Consider the following 18,413-nt stretch of genomic DNA (forward strand, 5'->3'; position numbering starts at 1 on the left):
GTGGATAAATATGCGGAAACTCAAGTTTGTCCAGCAGTTGACATATACACTATATTAGTGTATTATAAAGGTATCCAAAAAAGTTTAAAATGTTCCATTTTGCACAAAGCGAAACCCCAGAGATGGCCGTCTCTGGGGTTTCTTTTTAGGCTAGCTGTCTTTGCGGTTCCGGTCTAACCATTTGCATATGTAGTATCCTGCTACTTTTGCCATGACTGAAACAAAAAAGTTTAAAATGCTTTCCATTTCGCACCTCTTTCCCCTGCCGGGTTTAGAGTAGCGACAGCATTTACATTATATTTCTTTTTTCATGTTTCGTCTACAAATTTTCCCATAAAAGGGAACTCCGTTTTAGGAAGCTCCCTTCTTTTGTATCTCAATTTCCTTGCCTGGTTGAGCTCCAAGTGGTAAATATGATATTTCTATTAATGACAATATCGTCACAGAGAACGCGGTAATTTAGCAGGAGGGACTTTAGGTGAAAATTAAAAAATATATTTTTATACCTTTAATTATTATAAGTATTGTATTAACTTTCCAGATCCTGCCAATTGCTGATTTAAAATCTCTTTTACCTACAGATATTTATTTAAAGTATATTTGGAGCGAACGTATTTCTATGATGGCATATAATATTTTATTATTAGTTATTATAGCTCAGGATATATTTGGAGAACAGGCAAAATATTCAACTCCAAAGAAAATAGCAATAATTTTAGCATTTTTTGCAGTAGATATTATTTTATTTTGGCTGTAATATACAAGCAGGAATCTGGGAATTTCTATCATGGATTCCTGCTTTATTCATGTAAATTATTAGCTGTAAGAATAAAAATAGAGATCGGGATTTGAGGTGCAGGAGCGATTGACATGTGCTTCATTTGGTTATAGAATGTTAGTACCCTTTCCGTTGTCGGGTTATAGGAGAATTATAACTAAGGAAGTCTAAGATAGTTATCTTGGGCTTTCTTAATTTCACTGTATCTCAATTTACATTTTGGATCCTGGCAGCTGCGATTGTTTTGAGATACTTTTTAATCGCAACTGTTGACACGCCAGTACTTTAGGTATAAAATAGAGATACAAAGGAATTATGTATTTCAATTGTTGCACAAACGAAAACCCAGGGATGGCCGTCCCTGGGTTTTCTTATGCTCGCTGTTATTTGTCCTTTCGGTCGAGCCATTTGCAAACGAAATGTCACTACGCCTGCTATGACCGAAAGCATAAGGGTTAATATGTATTCCAACTGTTGCACCCCCTTCCTGCTGCGCAGTTTGGGTTATAACAGCACTTTACATTATATTTCGTTTTTCGTATTTCGTCTACAATTTTCAGAAAGAGGGGGGCTCTGTTTTTGAGAACTCCCCTCTTTTGTATCTCAATTTTCGTCCCTGGTTGCCCGGAGCTACTCCGATCAGGAATTGAGTCGAGATACATTTTACCTGTTTTTTATCCAATCTTTGATTCTGATGATTTCCCCTGACTTTTATCCGAATCCAGTGATATTTCTGATTGATTCACCTTCAATGTTCTTTTAATTGATTCTTAATCAATAAAGTCTGCTTTACTGTATTATGGATAAAATGTAGATATAAGAATACCATTTATTATAAGATCAAATCTGTTTATTACTATCATTTAAAGTAAAAAATCCCTCATAAGTTGCATTACAAGCTTCTGCAATTTGATGTAAGTCATTTTCTGATAAATTATCTCTATTTATTTTGGCTGTTATATTTTGTGGTGTTGTTTCTAATTTTTCGGCCAGATCGCCGATCGTCATATCTCTTGCTGCAAGAATCATTTTTATTTTTGTTGCCATTCTCATTTTCATCACCTCCATCACAATTATAAATACAAATTTTTATAAATACAACAAAATGATTGCAAATTTAAACATTAATTTTAACATTATGTATTGACTTTTTCCCTTTGATGTGTAATATTTAAATATATATGTTTATTTTTTCAATATTTAAGTTTATTTCAAAAACATAATTTAATTTATAGGAGGTAATAAAAATGTACGATGAAAATTATCAAAGTCGACTTAATCTTCAACAGGTTTGTAGCTTTTTTGCATCCATCAAATAAATTGGATGACTCTAGTAATTACGAAGTTATGATTAATGAAGGTAATATTAAAATCTTAACAGCATATTTGCATCCTAGACGGTCGGATAGGGGCAGAGGCTGGATAGAAGTTTATAATAATAGTGCCGAAGTAATTTCGTTAAATAATTGGAAAATTGTCGATAGTCATGGTAAAGAAGTAAACTTAGAAGGGTTGATTGAACCGAATAAAACTAGAAGAATAATGTTATATAAAGATATATCTATGGGCAAAAGCGGAAGTATAGAAATAAATGACGCAAATAGTAAGACAGTATTTAAAATGAAATACAGAGATTTAGATAAAGGGAAAAAAATTTCTGTATCTCAAAAAATCAATTAATTTAATAACTCTAAGGTTTAACACTTACCATTTAATAGATGAGTTTTTCCTATTTTATGAAAATATAATGTGACAAATATTTATTACACAAAATTTTTATAATATAGGCATTAATCAATGGCAGAAAACTGAAATTTAACAATTTATAATTTTACAAAAGAAGTACTGTCCTCCGACGACCTCACCCGTCAAAGACAGTACTTTTTTTACCCCTAAGTCCTTCCCAAAGGACAAATAGATTCCGACCGCTATTTTTACACAAAGGAAAAGCACCGACCCCGCAGCTCTCCGTCTGCAAAACCAGTACTTTTTTAGTGCGCCTTCAGGGACTCGAACCCTGGACAAATAGATTAAGAGGAATTTGTTTTTGTATCTCGTTTTGAGAGCTGCAGCCAATGACCAGAGCGGGTAATGAGATACTAGAATTATTGACATACCATTAATTGGAGGATAGAATAACTATATCCTTTCCGTTGCCGGGTTGGGGATAACAGCAGAGAAAGTCCAGGGTATCCGCCCTGGATTTTCTTGTCTTATTGTATCTCAATTTACATTTTGGATCCTGGCAGCTGCAGAGATTTTGAGATGCATTAGTAGTTGACATATACACTGTTTTAGTGTAGTATAATTATATCCAAAGAAATTTAAGATGTTCCATTTGACACAAAGCGAACCCCCAGAGACGGCATTCTCTGGGGGTTCTTTTTAGGCTAGCTGTCCTTATGTTTTCGATCTAACCATTTGCATATGTAGTCTCCCACTACTCTTGCCATGACCGAAACCAAGAAATTTAAGATACTTTCCATTTGACACCTCCCCTCCGCTGTTGGGTATAGGGGTGACAGCACTTAACATTATATTTCTTTTTTCGTGTTACGTCTACATATTTTTAAAAGGAAGGTCTCCGCATTTCGAAGTCCTTCCCTTTTTTAATTCACAATTTCATCTCATTTTTTTCCAATACTTTTGTAGTAATATGTATGTAATTAGAGGATTTAATAATTTGAGACTAGCCTGTATCGGATTTCCTAATGTTATCAAATCCATTATAATTAATACTATAATCAAAGTTAAAATCAGAGCAAAGATAATTCGTTTTTTCTTGATAAATAGAAGGACATATAGTATTGTAATCCATGTTTTGACAACTGCAAAACTAACGTTTCCTAGGGATAAGTTTATTATCGTGCTAACTAAATTTCCTATAATGCAGATTATTAACCATATTTTTATCCCCTGTCCAAATTCAAAATTATCATCTGTTTTCATGATTTCCCCATACCATTTAATTTTAGTTATTGTATCTCAATTTTCCTCCCTGGTTGCCCGGAGCTGCTCCGATCAGGAATTAAATTGAGATACAATTTATTCATTTATGTTTTATCCTATCATTGAATTTGATGATTTCCCCGAAGAGTATTGTTCCGCTTTAGATTCTAAGCGTCCAAGCTCACGAAGTTGCAATTGCTCTGGTAGCTGCCGAAAATACTTTAGCATTTCCATTTCATTTTCTGTTAGTCCTTCTTGCTTCTCTTTGCCTGTAATCAAATATTCTAAAGATATCCCTAAAAATTCACAAATTACAACTGAATACTCGATAGGAGGATTAGTATTTCTTTTTTTCCAGTTAGAGATAACACTTTGCTTTATTTCTAATTTTTTAGCAAGTTCTGATGTTTTCAGTCTTTTTTCTTGTATGATATCAAAAATACGATCACATATAGTCATTATTCTTCCTCTTAAAAAGTTGTCATTTGTTACATTATATAATTGACTTGTTGTCATTTGTGAAGTATAATAAAAAATGTAAGGCGTGTTACCTTTTCACCCCTCACTGAAACGGCCATATTATCATCTTCACGGATGTCTAATATGGAGCTCCAATGCAGGAGCACCAAAAATTTAAAATAAAACGTCGCAGTCTTATTCTAACATTTTTGGCCGCTCCTGTAAACACAGTAACTTATTAATGATGTGTTTGCGACAGGCTCTTATACCCGTCGCGGATAGGAGGTCAAATGAGTTATCGGCTCAATCTAAGCAAATCTAAGATGTACGCACTTATGAGTGCAGTCAACAGCAATCTTCCAGAGTTGCAAAAATGCGATTTTAGTCACCATAGTTTCCGCTACTGGATGTCATATCAGCACCCGGTTACTGGCGACTATATCCGTGTATCCGTTACCCCCGTCTTAGGTGACACGATCATCTGTTTTCGGAATGAATCAAAATGCACCGATTATCAGATTGAACATTTCAGCATTCAGTATTTGATGGATCATGGAATGCTTCGGGAGGTGTCCGCATGAGTGTTGCAAAAAGTGTAAGGGTTCCAGAAGAGATTTACGATTACATCAACAATTATTCCGGGGAAGGCTTCAACCAAAAGTTTGTGAATATTATCCGGGATGCCAGAGATACCGAACCGGAAAGAAATGAAACGCTTGATCGGCTTAACAAGCAGATTTCCCAACGGGAGAAGTACCTTAAGGATACTGCGAAACGGTTAGATGAATTAGCATCTGAATTAAGATCATTATCCTTTGACATAACGTATATCCGGAGTAATCATATCATTTAGATCTGTATCTCAAAACCGCTTCATTAACCAGGCTGCAGCTGCGGTAAGTGAGATACACAGAAAGGGGAATTCATCAGTGGAACGGTATACCGAAGAACTAAAGCTCTGGTTGCTTAATCTGGCATGTGGAAATTTAAATGATGAAGATACTATAAATGGATTCATCAAGTACTACGTTTTATATGACTTTGGTATAAGCCAGGTTATTAATGATGTTGTATTCCATACCATATTTGGCACAGGAGGTGTAATAAATGCAAAAGAAAGCATTGTTAAGGTTTTAAACCAAACGATTCAAACGTGGAAAGAGGACATATGGTAACAGCGTTTTTCCTAATAATTGCACTATCTGATACTTTATCTCAAACCAATGGAAAGGGGAATTCATCAATGGAACGGTACTCGGAGGAAATGAAACTTTGGTTATTCGATTTAGCTCATGGGAATTTAAATGATGAAATGATATTAAAGGGATTTATCAAGCACTATGTTCTACATAACCTTGTAATTGATAATATCGTCGATGATATTCATTTCCATACATTCTATGGAACGGATGGTATCATACGGGCAAAGGAAAGTATTCTAAGGGTCTTAAATAATACAATTTAGAATTAGAATAAAACCCGGGCCGGGTTTTGGTTTAAACCTGGCCCAAACGAATAACCGGGCGACACACCTCCCCCTAGCCGCCAGGCCAGGCTCCCGGCGCAGGCGCAGCCATTGCGTTGGGAGCTTACAACAGCTTACGCAAGCCAACACTTCAACTTACACCAGGTTGACACAATCTCCCCTTTTTTCCTTGATTACCGCCCCGCCTGGCTCTTTATCGGGTATCCAGTACGGCAGCTTGGCAATTTGGGGGCATCGCCGGGGGGCCCAAATTGCTCGGTCAATACCTAACTATCAGGCTTTGGCCCGGTTACTCCCCCGGATTTGTAACTTTGCAGTATATCAATATGTCATATTAATTGCGGATAGCCTTTTAAAGCTGTCTAAGACGAAAGGAAGGTATATTTTTATGAATATGCAGATTATTTTACTTTATGCTGGTCAGTATGATATGACCGACGATTCAGGAAAACGTGTTCAAGGTACCTCTGTCAATTATTACTTTAATACGGATTTAGTGGCTGAGGATAATGTAAACGGCACCAAAGGAACTCGCCCGGCGAAATCCTCTTGTGATTTTCAGGTTATGGGTAAAATCAAGAGGGCTCCAGCTCTCTATGATGCAGAATTTAGTATGTCAATTGGTAGTGATGGAAAGCCAGTCCTTAAGATCATTGATCTTGACTATATTTCCGACGTACAGATCACTCCGGTTCCTGACAGCCAGTTTAACGCAGATCAGAAGCCTGATAAGAAGGTGAGCTGATGATTCTTTCTACATCATCGGAAGCTGATTTTGATACAGAGATTGGGGAAGCCTATACCCTTGAAGATGGGGAAGAAACCTCTTTCACCGCTTCCCTTGACCAAAATTTTGCAATCGTTCTTTTATTGTTCTTAGGTATTCTGATCGGTGTTTGTCTGATAGGCAGGAGGCGCTGGCATGATTGAAACATACATAGCCGTATGTTCCGGTGGTATTTGTATCGGAATGGTATTAAAACTGATTGTTGAACTGATTTTCTATGTAATTAGCTCCCTACTGGGGTTAATGATAAAATCTTAAAGGAGGATATTTTATGACGAACAAAATTAAGGAAAATGCACGAAGGATTGGACTTGTTGCTCTCCCGGTTGCCGTATCAATGGTTACGGCTATTCCAGCTTATGCAGCGGAAGGTGATGTTGATATTACCGGGACTTTGACAACTGCTTTTACCAGTGTGAAAAGTGACATGCTTGGTACCATTGCCGCAGCTCTCCCAATTGCTTTAGCTGTTGTAGGTGCAGTAATGGCGGTTAAATTCGGAATTAAATTTTTCCGGCAGATCGCAAAATAAGGACCAATGTCACGGCAGATCAGGAAGGGCACGCCCTGCCCTTCCTTTTTTGTACAAATTTTTATTGTATCTCACTTCCTTTTCCGATCGCAGCTGCTCCGGATCTCCTGAAGGAAAATTTGAGATACTTAGAAAGGAGCTTTTATGTCTATGATAAAAAGGGGATTCTGTTTGTGCCTTGCTGTTTTTATGCTGATCTTTACTCCTATCAGTGATTATCTTGGTGCCAGGTATGTCTATGGCTCAGGTGTTTTAACTGCTGTTGATTATGTATGGACGATCTTAATGTCCGCTGTTGGTGTTGATGTCTCCACGAAAAATCTAGGTTCCGTTATTTCTGATATTGGAGACTTTGTGAAAGTAGATACCCGATACCTTACTGCTTATAAAGCTATGGCTGAATTCTCTTACGGGTCTGTTGTTAAGTTGGGCCAGGAAACCCTTGATATGGTCAAAGACTATTTTAAGACCAAAAGCGGTTATGGAACCAATACCGGAATCAGTAAACTACAGATTGGGGCTGATAATTCATTTGAAAACTCCTACTCTTACAATATGGGAGTTGACCTATCAAAGTTTAACCCTGCTTTGTCGGCAGATGATTTCTATTTTTCCTATGACCATTCAAGCGACACTCTGATTCGCCATACCGATATATTCTTACTTCAAAAGGATAAACGTGTGGCAGGCATCTTGTCTGGCCCTAAAACTCTTGAAATTTATTATATGAATGACGATGGCAAACTAGTTTCTCCGGTTTCCAGGGTCACCTATTCAAACAATTCCGGTACCAATACTTATTATCCTTACGAAAAACCGAACTTCTCTTATATGTTGATTTCTGGAACTGATTATACCGCAGAAACGATGTCAAATATTCCGTTTCCTGTTTACGGCTCTCTTGATGAATTAAGAACTTATCTCTCTTATGGAACTCTGGGGGATACCATTAATGAATATACGGGTGCTTATACCTGGGTGGATGTCAATTCTGATGTTGATACACAGCAGCGTGATGTTACTTCCGACGTTGAGGTCACAATTCCGAAAGACTCTTATGCTGCAGAACAGCTTGTGTCTGATGTGAAATCATCAATCACAGCCGCTGATCGGGCTCAAGTCCTGGCACCAACCATCAATGTTACATACGGGGAAAAAGCGGATGAAGGAGAAAATACGGATACTTACCCTTGGATACCGGACATCACTAGGCCGCTGGGTGTAATAACGGATGTAGTTAAAGCAATATCCAGAGGGTTAACGGATATCAAAGACCGGATCATTGATATCCCAGGTTCTATTTCGGATGTTCTGGCTGGTATTAAGGCCCTTCCTGCTTCTATTACAGAATCCCTTGCGAAATCCATTGCCGGGGAAGAGGATGCAAAGGCGAATAACTGGCAGATACAGTCAGATATAACCAAAAAGTTTCCCTTTTGTATTCCCTTTGATTTATTTGCCTGTATTAGTGTATTTCAGGACACTTCTACCGAACCCCGGTGGGAGCTGCCATTTACAATAGAAAGCCTGAATATTCATGAAACTATTGTAATTGACTTATCTACTGATGATTGGAAACCTATGGTCATGTTGGTTCGAATAACAACGCTGATTGGTTACTGTATCTGTCTGATCGTCATTACCAGAAATCTAGTAAAGGGGTGATTTTATGTTAGAACAAATCCGCTACATTTTAATAAAGCTCGCCAATGCCTGTGTGGTATTTCTTCCTAACAGTCCGTTCCAATCCTTTTTAAGCCAGATTGATAAGATTCCCTTTTTAGGGTACTTAAACTATTTTGTTCCTGTGGCGCAGATTATCGCAGTCACCCAGCTTTGGGTTACTGCGGTTGGTCTGTTCTATCTGGTGCAGCTTGCCCTCCGTTGGGTAAAGATGATTGAATGATGTATCTCAAATAAATCACCAGCTGGCACCGATCGGGCTCGGCCAGGAACAAAAATGAGATACAAGGAGGGATTGTTTATGATTTATTTTTATTCTGGTACTCCCGGCTCTGGGAAGTCCTACCATGTTGCAAAGGACATTTACTTCCAACTCAATCACGGAAAGAATGTGATAGCGAATTTTGATATCAATTATGATCTGATTACCTCGAAGAAAAAGGGCTTCTTTTTTTACAAGGATAACTTTGATTTAACGGTTGACTGGCTCTTAGACTTCTCCCGTTTATGTCACCGTCGGGATAAGAGAGGAAAGATCATAGAGGGTCAGACCTGGCTTGTCATTGATGAATGCCAGCTTATCTTCAACTGTCGTTCCTGGAATGACCGGAGCCGCCAGCAATGGGCCAACTTTTTCACCCAACACAGGAAATATGGATACAACATTATATTGGTTAGCCAGTTTGACCGCTTGATAGATCGTCAGATACGCAGCCTGATTGAATACGAATACCGTCACCGTAAGATTAACAACTTTGGTACGGTGGGATTCTTCCTGGGACTCTTTTCTCTTGGTCATCCCCTTTTTATTTCTGTTGAATATTGGTATGGGGTCAAGGAAAAATGCGGTACTTCATTTTTTTACGGACGCAAGAAGTACTATCGCATGTACGATTCGTACAAGTTGTTTGACGAGGGCACCCAGGGCGGATAGGGGTGGCGAAGCCGGGGCCCCTGAACGCGCCGGGTGCCCTCGCCAACATCAAAAACCCCCTTACCACGTGCCTGTAAAACGTGGTCTGGAAATACATGGTAAATTTGGATTATTCCTAGTGAATACAAGGGCTAGAAAGTGATTTTATTTTTTCGGGAAAAGCCCTTCTCCCGAAAAACTTTATTCCGCTAAAGTGAGGTGTGAAATGATACAAACTAGAGAATTATCAAAATCATCTATTTTTAATGAAATGAATGAACATGATAGAAATTATTGGTTTGATTTTAAGCAAAAGAAATTCCTACATAACATTGATACGTTTTATTATTCAGTGAAATTTGTAAATGACTTCACCGCCGATTCTTTGGATATGAAAGTCATGGAGTTCCGAAAATACTTTGACGATGTAAACCGGAAGCTTTCCAAAAATGTAAACGTTGACTTCCTGCGTCTTGAGTTCGGTTCTGGGTTCTTCCTGAACCTTAGGCCGTTCAGTTTTGCAAAAATGTACAATGTCTGCCTGGAATACCCTGAATGGTTTGATATCTTCTTAGCTCCTGTCGTTCCTAAGTCTTCCGATTCGGCGGTATCAGTCACCTGTGAACTGGTGGTACAGATTAGAAGCTATATGCTTTGGATGTACGGAGTCAATGAGTCATTCGAACGGTCTTATGAATATGTTCAGGCATTAACTGAACATTTCGGCTTGCAAATTGCCTATGCGCAGGAAAACCGAATTGATTACTGCTGGCATAGCAACTACTTAAGTAATCCGGAACGCTTCTTTTCCCTTGAGAACTTTTATAAAATGCGTGTAGATCGGTTTAACGATGCTGTCACCCATACAGAAAAGAAAGGCAGTCAGGATTATGAAATTGATTATGTTGCCCTGGGAAAGCGAACGGATAAAGTCTTTGTTCGAATCTACATGAAAAGCAAAGAAGTTGTTGAAATGGGTTATAAGGGCTGGTTTTTTTACTTCTGGCTGTTCAACGGATTAATTAACCGCTATGATCTGCATATTTATGAGGAATGTTATAAGCGTCGGAGCTGGCAGTACCTTAATATGGCCCGTGCTTCCTTCTATCTGGAACATGGTTCTAATGAATCTGCAAAATCAGTCTGCCGCAGGCTCTTATCCGGGGAGCAGACCATGGAGAAAGATACCTTACAAAAATTTGTTGATAGCCTAACGCCAAAAGTAAACCTGATTATGAATGTGGAGTATCAGACACGCCGCCGCCATTCAAAATCCTATGTACTGCTTCCGCTCCGGGATAATAAGTCAAAGTTAACTGCTAAAAGGATTTATGATTACCTGGACAACAGGAAACTGATTATGGATTATCTGACAAACTATGTATTTCGTATGGTAGAACCGGAAGGGGATGTGAATAAATCCCGCCGTGAAATGTGCGGCTTCTGGAAGTCTCTGCGCAGTTGTAAACTGGTTGATGCACATATTCCCCCGAAGCAGCTTAAGCTGGTACGGGAATATAGCCGCCATTTGAATGCTGATCTGGTGAAAAGACGGGCGATCAATAGTATTGTAACTTTAGGATTTTATAATAAGGGTATGAATGAAGATGATATCATGCAGGATGTTGTAGATGCACTTTGTACGTTAAATGATAATGATGTTGAAAAGGCTTTACGGTATAAAACGAAAAAGGCCCAGCAGCTCAACACGGATGAACTGCCGGGCAGCCTTACATATACTGCAAGGTCTGAACTCACGATCATAGATAAAACGACTGGTGAAGTCTATAGTCATAATAGCATGAGCAAAAATGAATTTCAAGGAGATTTTACAAATGAAAAAGATAACGGTTAAAAAAGCATTTGAAAAGTTTATGGGATTAAAAGAATCTTATTGTGATAATAGTACATGTAAATATTATGAGCAGAATTTAAGCTTTTTCTTTGACTATTTGGAATCAGAGTTTAAAAAACCGATTGATAAAATTCCGGTGGATAGCCTGGCTCCTGATATCGTACAAAGTTATATCAAACATCTTAGATTTAAGCCCAAATATGAAAAGCATCCGTTTAAGATCGGGGAAGAAAAGAAAGGAAACCTGAAAAATTCTACCATTAGAATCTATACCAGAGCTGTTAAGGTGTTCTTTAACTATATTCGTGATGATCTGGACTGTGAGGTTACATTTAAAAGGCCCCGGCTTCCAACCAATGATTCCCGGATACAGCTTCCTTTATACAGTCATGAGGTTCAGGCTCTTGACCAGGTATTCTTAAACTCAACTGAAATGGGGCTTAGAAATTTATGCATTATTCATCTTATGCTAGATGGCGGTTTAAGAAGTGAAGAAGTCATAGGTTTAAAGGTAAAGGATATCTGCTTTGACAAAGATTACATATTAATAGAAGATTCAAAGAATCACAAGTCCCGTATTGTTCCCCTGGCTTGGAATTTACGAATATACTTACGCAGTTATTTAGATTATCGTGATTTTAAACCTATGGACGCACTGATACTTAAAACAAATGGCTCGGAAGCTATCAACTATAATGTATTGAAACAGCTCTTTTTCCGAATAAGGAAATGGACAGGTGTGGAAAGGCTGCATCCGCATTTATTAAGACATACGTTTGCTGTCTCCTATCTGGTCGGCGGTGGAAATCTGGAATTTCTTCGTGATATGCTGGGTCATAGTGATTACACTACTACCAGGGATTATGTGAAAATGGCAAATCAGTATCGCATGATGGATGCAGATGTATATAAACTGGATGCTATTTTCTTCCGTCAAATAAAATAAAAGTATCTCAATCAATCTTCCCGATCGGCCGGAGCTACTCTGGCCGGGAACTTGGTTGAGATACTTTTTTATCATAATTAATATAGTAATTGAATAATTAAGAATTAGGACTGTTTTAAAAATTTTAATATTGATAGTTATTCATAATTGATGTATTCTTAAAAAAGAGTATTTAGATATGATAAATTTAATTAGAATTCCTATAATTAATAGCAAAACTGATACAAATATGAAGTTACTGATTTTGATATAAATGTATGATAATTGTTTTAAAAATTTAAATTGTTAAAAGAAAGGAATAACTATGATTATCAATGAATTTATTTCAAATTTTAAAAACCATCCCGTTATGTTTATAGGTACCGGATTAAGCTTACGTTATCTGGAAAATTCTTATAGTTGGGATGATCTTCTGAAAAAAATAGCTTTGGATTTTACAGATAATATAGAATACTATTTAGACTTAAAATCAGATTCGATGAAAGATGGCATTTGTCGTTATGATAAAGTCGCAACTGCTTTAGAATTAGATTTTAATAATTATTTAAAAGAACATAGACATGGAGTATTTGAGGAAATCAATAATGCTTTTTATGCCGAAATGGCTGAAGGTGTAAGCATAAGTCGTTTTAAACTTTATATCTCTCATTTATTTAAAGAATTACATATTAAAAAATCAGTTAATGATGAAATAACGGAACTAAAGAAAGCCAGAAAAAATATCAGTTCAATTATTACTACAAATTATGATTGTTTAATTGAAGACATTTTTGAATTTGATCCGCTTATTGGTAATGATATTTTACTAAGCAACCCTTACGGTTCCGTATATAAAATTCATGGTTGTGTAACAGAACCCAAAAAGATTATTATTACAGAAAGTGATTATAAAGATTTTGATCAAAAATATGAGCTGATTAGAGCCCAATTGTTATCCATATTTATACATAATCCTATTATTTTTATTGGTTATAATATCGGAGATCAAAACATAAAAACGATATTAAAAACCATTTTTACTTATGTAAGTCCAAATTCAGATCAAGCTCAAAAAATTAGAGATAATTTTTTACTAGTTGAATATGAAAAAAACTCACAAAATCATGAAGTTTTTGAACACGATATTGATATCGAAGGTTTTCCCACAATACGAATTAACAAGCTAAAAACCGATGATTTTTCTACATTATATAAATCTTTATCGATGCTACAACTTCCAGTTTCAGCTATGGATATAAGAAAAGTGCAAAATGTGGTACGAGATATTTATACAGGTGGAGATATCAAGGTATCAATTACATCTGATTTAGATTCATTAAAAAACGGAGAAAAAGTTCTCGTTATAGGTGCTAAAAATACAATAAGATATGAGTATCAAACAACAGCAGAAATGATGGCAAATTACTTTAAAATTATAGATGAATCAAATTCTCAACTTCTTTCATTAATAAACAAACAAAAAATTCAATCTACACAATACTTTCCTGTTTTTGGATTTAGTGAGATTTTTGACTCAATTACAAGAATTGATGAATTAAAAAATCAGCAAACAGAAAAAGTTCTTGCAATAAAAGATACTGCGCGAGCTTCATGTCATGGAACACATACAACACCAGAAGAGGTTTTAAATGATTCTACCATCTCACAGACTTATAAAGCACAGGAAATAATTTGTTCAATATTATCAGGAAAAATGTGTCTGGATAGCACTAAAAATTATCTTATCAATTATTCAGATAAGAAGTCTACGGAATATCGCAGAATACTATGTGCTTATGATTATAAAAAATATGGTTGTAAAGCTAGAGGTAAAAGGCTTTTGAGAAGAAAAACTTGATTTAATATTTCGACAAAAAAACTGTCCTTAACTCTCATGGTCAAGGACAGTTTTCTTCTCTTAGATACTCTTTCAAGGACAAATAGATTCCGACCATTATTTTTACACAAAAGAAAAGCACCGACCCCGCAGCTCTCCGTCTGCAAAACCAGTACTTTTTAGTGCGCCTTCAGGGACTCGAACCCTGGACAAATAGATTAAGAGTCTACTGCTCTACCAACTGAGCTAAAAGCGCTTGTCTTTCGTTTTTCGGTATGCTCTCGTCTCGAGCACGTGTGTAATTATATAACCGTATCCAACAAAAGTCAACACCTTTTTTACAAAATATTTACAACTTTTTCGAATTTATTTATTATTTGTACTTTTCTTCACATTTCCGCCAAGTGTTTTGTTCACTTCTACAAAAGATTTATTCCATGTCAGCATTTTCTTATTTAGCTCCGTTTTATCACTTGTGGCCTGTAAAAGCTTGTTAGTTACCTTTTCTTTCATACCCATGGTATACTCACCTGCCAAACCTTTTGCTTTAGTATATGCAAAACCGGCCGCCGGGTTATAAAAAGGTGACCGGGTTATTGATTTTTATATATCATCGGCAGGCAACCAGTTTGTAGATTGGATTTCCTTTGGATGAGAATTTCTCTTCATATTCCGTCATTACATTTCCGGCTCCCATCTCGCTGTGATGCAAATCATAAGTAAAATCCACAATCTTCCAACCAGCCGCCGGAATAGCTTCCAATGAATAATCAAACAGCCCTTTGTTGTCCGTTTTAAATTCTAAAACTCCGTCAGGTCTTAAAATTTGATTATATACTGCCAGAAAATCTTCAGATGTAAGCCTGCGTTTTTCATGCCTGTCCTTAGGCCAGGGATCAGAAAAATTAAGATAAATTTTTTCTACCTCTCCCGGCGCATAAATTTCCTCCAGATTTTTTGCATCTACACACATGAAATAAATATTATCAAGCTCCAGTTCAGCCCGTTTTTGTAATCCACGCAGTAAAACACTGGGATATCGCTCTATTCCAACATAATTAATTTCCGGATGAAGCGCCGCCAGCTCCATGATAAAACGGCCCTTCCCCATACCTATTTCTATTTCGATTGGATTATCATTTCCGAAAACTTCCTTCCAGCATCCTTTTTTCCCGGAAGGATTCTGAATAACATAGGGACTCCTGGCGATTTCCTCTTCCGAGCCTGGGATGTGACGTAGCCTCATATCTTTATTCCTCCAATTAATTTCATCTTTCCTAATCATAGCCTTTATGGGCGTATGGCAGATAGATTGTATCATATACTATGTAAAATGTGCAAGCACTGAAAGGCTGCACATAAGCGAAACATGCCATTATCTTTCAAATATAAAGACTTCATCTTAACTAATGTTTGTTGAACCCATTAAAAGACACCCAATATTCTTTAATTTTCTCTTACAAATTCAAAATCATTAAAATAACAGGTGCGCAACTTATTATAATCTAGTATAATGTCAGTATATTGGGATATATTCGTTTTGCAAAGGAGGAAATACATGGGAACTACAGATAACAGTCTCTGGACTAAAATCCAGCAGGGTTTGAGGGAAACCGAGACGCTTATGAACCAGAAGCAGTACAATATGGTCATGATCAAAGCCCGTCAGACTCTGGAATATATGATTCATTTTCTTGCCGAGAAGGCATTGATTGTAGAAAACGATCTGGCTGACAGCATTGATCAGTTATATGAAGGACGATTTATTTCCCAGGCGGTCAAAGACCACTACCACCGAATCCGGGTCCTCGGAAACAAAGCAGTACACGAAGGCAATGACAGCCCCTATGACGCTTCTGAAGTCTGTAAATTGCTTTCAGCCGAAGTCACTGCCTTTACAAACGCATTTCACAGGAGCCGCCATCAGGGATCGTCCCAAAGACCACATTCCGTGCAGGCCGCACCTATTTCATCAAGATCCTCTGCCCAAAGAGCTGCTGCAACAGCAAATGATACAAGAAGAACAGGAACTCCACAAAGGTCTGCTCACAGACCCGCTCAGGGATCCGGTTCAAGATCCTCTCACAGAGCTCCCCAGAACTCCGGGACAGGCAGTGACAGACGGCAATCATCTCACAGCAGAAGCAGGCGACGCAGCAAGAAGAAGAATATCGGGTTACCGGGATTACTAAAACCGCTTCTTATATTTCTGGCTCTTTTAGTAATCGTAATGATTATTGTAAAGCTGGTACCTGGGAAAGATAAAAAGAATGAAACAGTTCCTACAGAGATTTCAACTGAGATCACAACGGAAGCTGTGACTGCCACAACCGAAGCAGAAACAGACCCGCCTGAGACAGAAACAGATCCTCCAAAAGTATATACGACCAAGAGTAAGTTAAATGTACGCTCCAAACCCGCCACGGACAGCACTAAGCTTGGAAGCCTTGCGTCCGGTACCGTTGTGGATTATGTGGATACATATGATGACAAATGGACAGTTATCATGTTTGAAGGCAAGCAGGCTTATGTAGCAACCGAATTCTTAACTGTAACCGAAGGTTTAAGTGAATCTGAAGCCGGTTCAGATGGCACAACATCTGCCAATCAATAATATTATAAAGCGAAGAATCAGAAGAATATAACTTTTGAACTTCGCTTTTTATTTTTGAAATGCATAAGCAAAGTCTCAATGGTATACCTTATATTTATGTTGAATTTAAGCAATCAAACGGATTATTTCTAAATTTCTATGGAATTTTTTTGATTTTGTAGTATGATTATTAATTAGAACCGTTTTATTTCGTTCACTATTCACAAAAGGAGGGCAAAAAATGGATGCTGTGATTGAGAAAATATCTGAGATCGAATCAGCTGCCACTTCCATCATGGAACATGCCAATGAACAGAAAAAGGCGTTAGCGAAAGAAATGGAAGAGCGCACTGCTGCATTTGATGCCCAGCTGGAAAATGAAACAGAAAAAGAAACAGAAAAACTGAAAGCAGATATGGAAATCAAAATGAACCAGCGCTTAAAAAAACAGCAGGATGAATTACAGAAAATACTGGAGGCAATGGAGAAAAACTTTGAAGTTCATCATACCCAATATGCCAAGGAACTATTTAACAACATGATAAAGGAGTGATTCAATGGGAAATCTGTTATCCTACAGCGGTTTAACAACCAAGGTACGGGCGATGGAAAGCCATCTGATCACCGACAGCCAGTTCCGGGATATGGCAGCTCTTGAAACAGTATCCGAAGCAGTGGAATATTTAAGACATTTAAAAGCTTATGAGGGTCTGTTTTCTGATCTGGATGACGAAACACTGCACCGGGGAGCTATTGAACAGCGGCTTATCCTGTCCCTGTATCAGGATTTTGCAAAGCTTTACCGTTTTTCCAACTTAACACAGCGTAAATTCCTCGACTTGTATTTTATGCACTTTGAAATCGATATCCTGAAAAAATGTTTTCGTAATTCAATGGGGCGAAACCGGCTGGATATCGATCTTTCTGTATTTAAGGACTTTTTTTTCAAACACTCCGCACTGGATCTGATGAAGCTTTCCTCTTCCTCAAATGTACATGAATTTATAGCAAATCTGGAAGGCTCCGTCTATTATGATTTGCTGGCACATTTGGAAGAGGGGGACGAAACTACTTTATTTGATTACGAAATGCATTTAGATCTTCTATACTTTAAGACAATCTGGAAAGTAATGAGTAAATACTTAAGCAGAAAGTCACAGGAACTTCTAATTAAATGCTTCGGCAGTAAACTGGATTTACTTAATATCCAGTGGATTTACCGCTCTCTTAAATATTATCATTTAAAATCAGCTGATATTTATGCGCTTCTTATTCCCTATCATTATCATTTAAAGAAGGACCAGACAACGAAGCTGGTTGAGGCCGGAACCATGGATGAATTTTTCTCCGTTTTAAAATCCACCTTTTATGGACAGAAGGCGGATATGGATATCAGAGAAAAACCGGATTTAGAGCAGCTTACCAGTGAAGTACTTGATAAGATTTACCGTTCCACAAGCAGGCAGAATCCTTATTCCATTGCAACATTAAATTCCTATCTTTATTTAAAAGAGGAGGAAATTCAAAAAATAATTACACTCATAGAGAGTATCCGGTATCAGCTGAAACCGGAAGAAATTGTCTCCTATGTAGTAAAACAGTAAAGGGGGTTGCTT

Annotated in this window: 24 protein-coding genes and 1 tRNA gene; 19 read left to right on the plus strand and 6 right to left on the minus strand. The window is 37.4% G+C overall.

Annotated features, from left to right (window positions below):
- Positions 1-478 precede the first annotated feature (478 nt).
- Positions 479-757, plus strand: a complete 279-nt coding sequence (locus tag RZO55_RS22960) for a hypothetical protein (RefSeq protein ID WP_318066570.1) — start codon at positions 479-481, stop codon at positions 755-757.
- 861 nt (positions 758-1,618) lie between these two features.
- Here the strand turns inward: RZO55_RS22960 and RZO55_RS22965 are convergent.
- Positions 1,619-1,831, minus strand: coding sequence for a helix-turn-helix transcriptional regulator (locus RZO55_RS22965; RefSeq protein WP_097005486.1), 213 nt, complete (start codon positions 1,829-1,831; stop codon positions 1,619-1,621).
- A gap of 201 nt (positions 1,832-2,032) precedes the next feature.
- Between RZO55_RS22965 and RZO55_RS22970 the strand changes: the two genes are divergently transcribed.
- Positions 2,033-2,458: a lamin tail domain-containing protein gene (locus tag RZO55_RS22970; protein WP_318066571.1), complete on the plus strand. Its 426-nt coding sequence runs from the start codon at positions 2,033-2,035 to the stop codon at positions 2,456-2,458.
- A 942-nt stretch (positions 2,459-3,400) separates the two neighbouring features.
- On the opposite strand, the gene RZO55_RS22975 is transcribed toward RZO55_RS22970, so the two are convergent.
- Complete coding sequence (locus RZO55_RS22975; protein WP_318066572.1) at positions 3,401-3,727, minus strand: hypothetical protein; 327 nt, start codon at positions 3,725-3,727, stop codon at positions 3,401-3,403.
- Positions 3,728-3,838: 111 nt separating this feature from the next.
- Positions 3,839-4,243: a helix-turn-helix domain-containing protein gene (locus RZO55_RS22980; RefSeq protein WP_318066573.1), complete on the minus strand. Its 405-nt coding sequence runs from the start codon at positions 4,241-4,243 to the stop codon at positions 3,839-3,841.
- A 233-nt stretch (positions 4,244-4,476) separates the two neighbouring features.
- On the opposite strand from RZO55_RS22980, the gene RZO55_RS22985 reads away from it, so the two are divergent.
- The 14 genes from RZO55_RS22985 (at position 4,477) to RZO55_RS23050 (ending at position 14,225) form a co-directional block, all read left to right on the plus strand.
- Entirely contained in the window at positions 4,477-4,767 is a 291-nt protein-coding gene (locus tag RZO55_RS22985) for a hypothetical protein (protein WP_318066574.1), read from the plus strand.
- The gene (locus tag RZO55_RS22990) at positions 4,764-5,039 is read left to right on the plus strand and encodes a hypothetical protein (protein ID WP_318066575.1); all 276 of its coding nucleotides are present in this window, start codon (positions 4,764-4,766) and stop codon (positions 5,037-5,039) included. The genes RZO55_RS22985 and RZO55_RS22990 overlap by 4 nt, the downstream gene beginning before the upstream one ends.
- 76 nt (positions 5,040-5,115) lie before the next feature.
- On the plus strand, positions 5,116-5,361 hold the full coding sequence (locus tag RZO55_RS22995) for a hypothetical protein (protein ID WP_318066576.1): 246 nt from the start codon (positions 5,116-5,118) through the stop codon (positions 5,359-5,361).
- Positions 5,362-5,429: 68 nt separating this feature from the next.
- The gene (locus RZO55_RS23000) at positions 5,430-5,651 is read left to right on the plus strand and encodes a hypothetical protein (protein ID WP_097005491.1); all 222 of its coding nucleotides are present in this window, start codon (positions 5,430-5,432) and stop codon (positions 5,649-5,651) included.
- 409 nt (positions 5,652-6,060) lie between these two features.
- On the plus strand, positions 6,061-6,417 hold the full coding sequence (locus RZO55_RS23005; protein WP_318066577.1) for a hypothetical protein: 357 nt from the start codon (positions 6,061-6,063) through the stop codon (positions 6,415-6,417).
- Positions 6,417-6,602 carry a hypothetical protein gene (locus tag RZO55_RS23010; RefSeq protein ID WP_318066578.1) on the plus strand — a complete coding sequence of 62 codons (186 nt, stop codon included), beginning with the start codon at positions 6,417-6,419 and terminating at the stop codon, positions 6,600-6,602. Before RZO55_RS23005 ends, RZO55_RS23010 begins: the two co-directional genes overlap by 1 nt.
- Positions 6,595-6,717, plus strand: coding sequence for a hypothetical protein (locus RZO55_RS23015; RefSeq protein ID WP_277409708.1), 123 nt, complete (start codon positions 6,595-6,597; stop codon positions 6,715-6,717). The genes RZO55_RS23010 and RZO55_RS23015 overlap by 8 nt, the downstream gene beginning before the upstream one ends.
- Before the next feature lie 13 nt (positions 6,718-6,730).
- Positions 6,731-6,991, plus strand: a complete 261-nt coding sequence (locus tag RZO55_RS23020; RefSeq protein ID WP_318066579.1) for a hypothetical protein — start codon at positions 6,731-6,733, stop codon at positions 6,989-6,991.
- Between the two features lie 150 nt (positions 6,992-7,141).
- Entirely contained in the window at positions 7,142-8,656 is a 1,515-nt protein-coding gene (locus RZO55_RS23025; RefSeq protein ID WP_318066580.1) for a hypothetical protein, read from the plus strand.
- A 4-nt stretch (positions 8,657-8,660) separates the two neighbouring features.
- Positions 8,661-8,897 (plus strand): hypothetical protein, encoded by a 237-nt coding sequence (locus tag RZO55_RS23030; RefSeq protein ID WP_097007064.1) that lies wholly within the window; start codon positions 8,661-8,663, stop codon positions 8,895-8,897.
- Positions 8,898-8,975: 78 nt separating this feature from the next.
- On the plus strand, positions 8,976-9,608 hold the full coding sequence (locus RZO55_RS23035; protein ID WP_318066581.1) for a zonular occludens toxin domain-containing protein: 633 nt from the start codon (positions 8,976-8,978) through the stop codon (positions 9,606-9,608).
- A gap of 205 nt (positions 9,609-9,813) precedes the next feature.
- Complete coding sequence (locus RZO55_RS23040) at positions 9,814-11,442, plus strand: hypothetical protein (protein ID WP_318066582.1); 1,629 nt, start codon at positions 9,814-9,816, stop codon at positions 11,440-11,442.
- The gene (locus RZO55_RS23045) at positions 11,423-12,388 is read left to right on the plus strand and encodes a tyrosine-type recombinase/integrase (protein WP_318066583.1); all 966 of its coding nucleotides are present in this window, start codon (positions 11,423-11,425) and stop codon (positions 12,386-12,388) included. Before RZO55_RS23040 ends, RZO55_RS23045 begins: the two co-directional genes overlap by 20 nt.
- A gap of 304 nt (positions 12,389-12,692) precedes the next feature.
- Positions 12,693-14,225, plus strand: a complete 1,533-nt coding sequence (locus RZO55_RS23050; protein ID WP_318066584.1) for an SIR2 family protein — start codon at positions 12,693-12,695, stop codon at positions 14,223-14,225.
- A 162-nt stretch (positions 14,226-14,387) separates the two neighbouring features.
- Here RZO55_RS23050 and RZO55_RS23055 read toward each other — a convergent pair.
- The 3 genes from RZO55_RS23055 to trmB all read right to left on the minus strand — a co-directional run bounded on the left by RZO55_RS23055 (position 14,388) and on the right by trmB (position 15,450).
- Positions 14,388-14,460 (minus strand) — tRNA-Lys (locus RZO55_RS23055).
- A 110-nt stretch (positions 14,461-14,570) separates the two neighbouring features.
- The gene (locus tag RZO55_RS23060; RefSeq protein ID WP_318066585.1) at positions 14,571-14,723 is read right to left on the minus strand and encodes a hypothetical protein; all 153 of its coding nucleotides are present in this window, start codon (positions 14,721-14,723) and stop codon (positions 14,571-14,573) included.
- 91 nt (positions 14,724-14,814) lie between these two features.
- Positions 14,815-15,450, minus strand: a complete 636-nt coding sequence (gene trmB, locus RZO55_RS23065) for a tRNA (guanosine(46)-N7)-methyltransferase TrmB (protein ID WP_318066586.1) — start codon at positions 15,448-15,450, stop codon at positions 14,815-14,817.
- Between the two features lie 312 nt (positions 15,451-15,762).
- On the opposite strand from trmB, the gene RZO55_RS23070 reads away from it, so the two are divergent.
- The 3 genes from RZO55_RS23070 (at position 15,763) to RZO55_RS23080 (ending at position 18,401) form a co-directional block, all read left to right on the plus strand.
- A complete protein-coding gene (locus RZO55_RS23070) occupies positions 15,763-16,818 on the plus strand; it encodes a DUF4145 domain-containing protein (protein ID WP_318066587.1) in 1,056 nt (351 codons plus the stop codon).
- A 220-nt stretch (positions 16,819-17,038) separates the two neighbouring features.
- Entirely contained in the window at positions 17,039-17,350 is a 312-nt protein-coding gene (locus tag RZO55_RS23075) for a DUF3970 family protein (RefSeq protein WP_318066588.1), read from the plus strand.
- Positions 17,351-17,354: 4 nt separating this feature from the next.
- Complete coding sequence (locus RZO55_RS23080) at positions 17,355-18,401, plus strand: V0D/AC39 family V-type ATPase subunit (protein ID WP_318066589.1); 1,047 nt, start codon at positions 17,355-17,357, stop codon at positions 18,399-18,401.
- Positions 18,402-18,413 lie beyond the last annotated feature (12 nt).

The organism is Clostridium boliviensis, from assembly GCF_033342255.1.
Taxonomy (GTDB): Bacteria; Bacillota; Clostridia; order Lachnospirales; family Lachnospiraceae; genus Lacrimispora; species Lacrimispora boliviensis.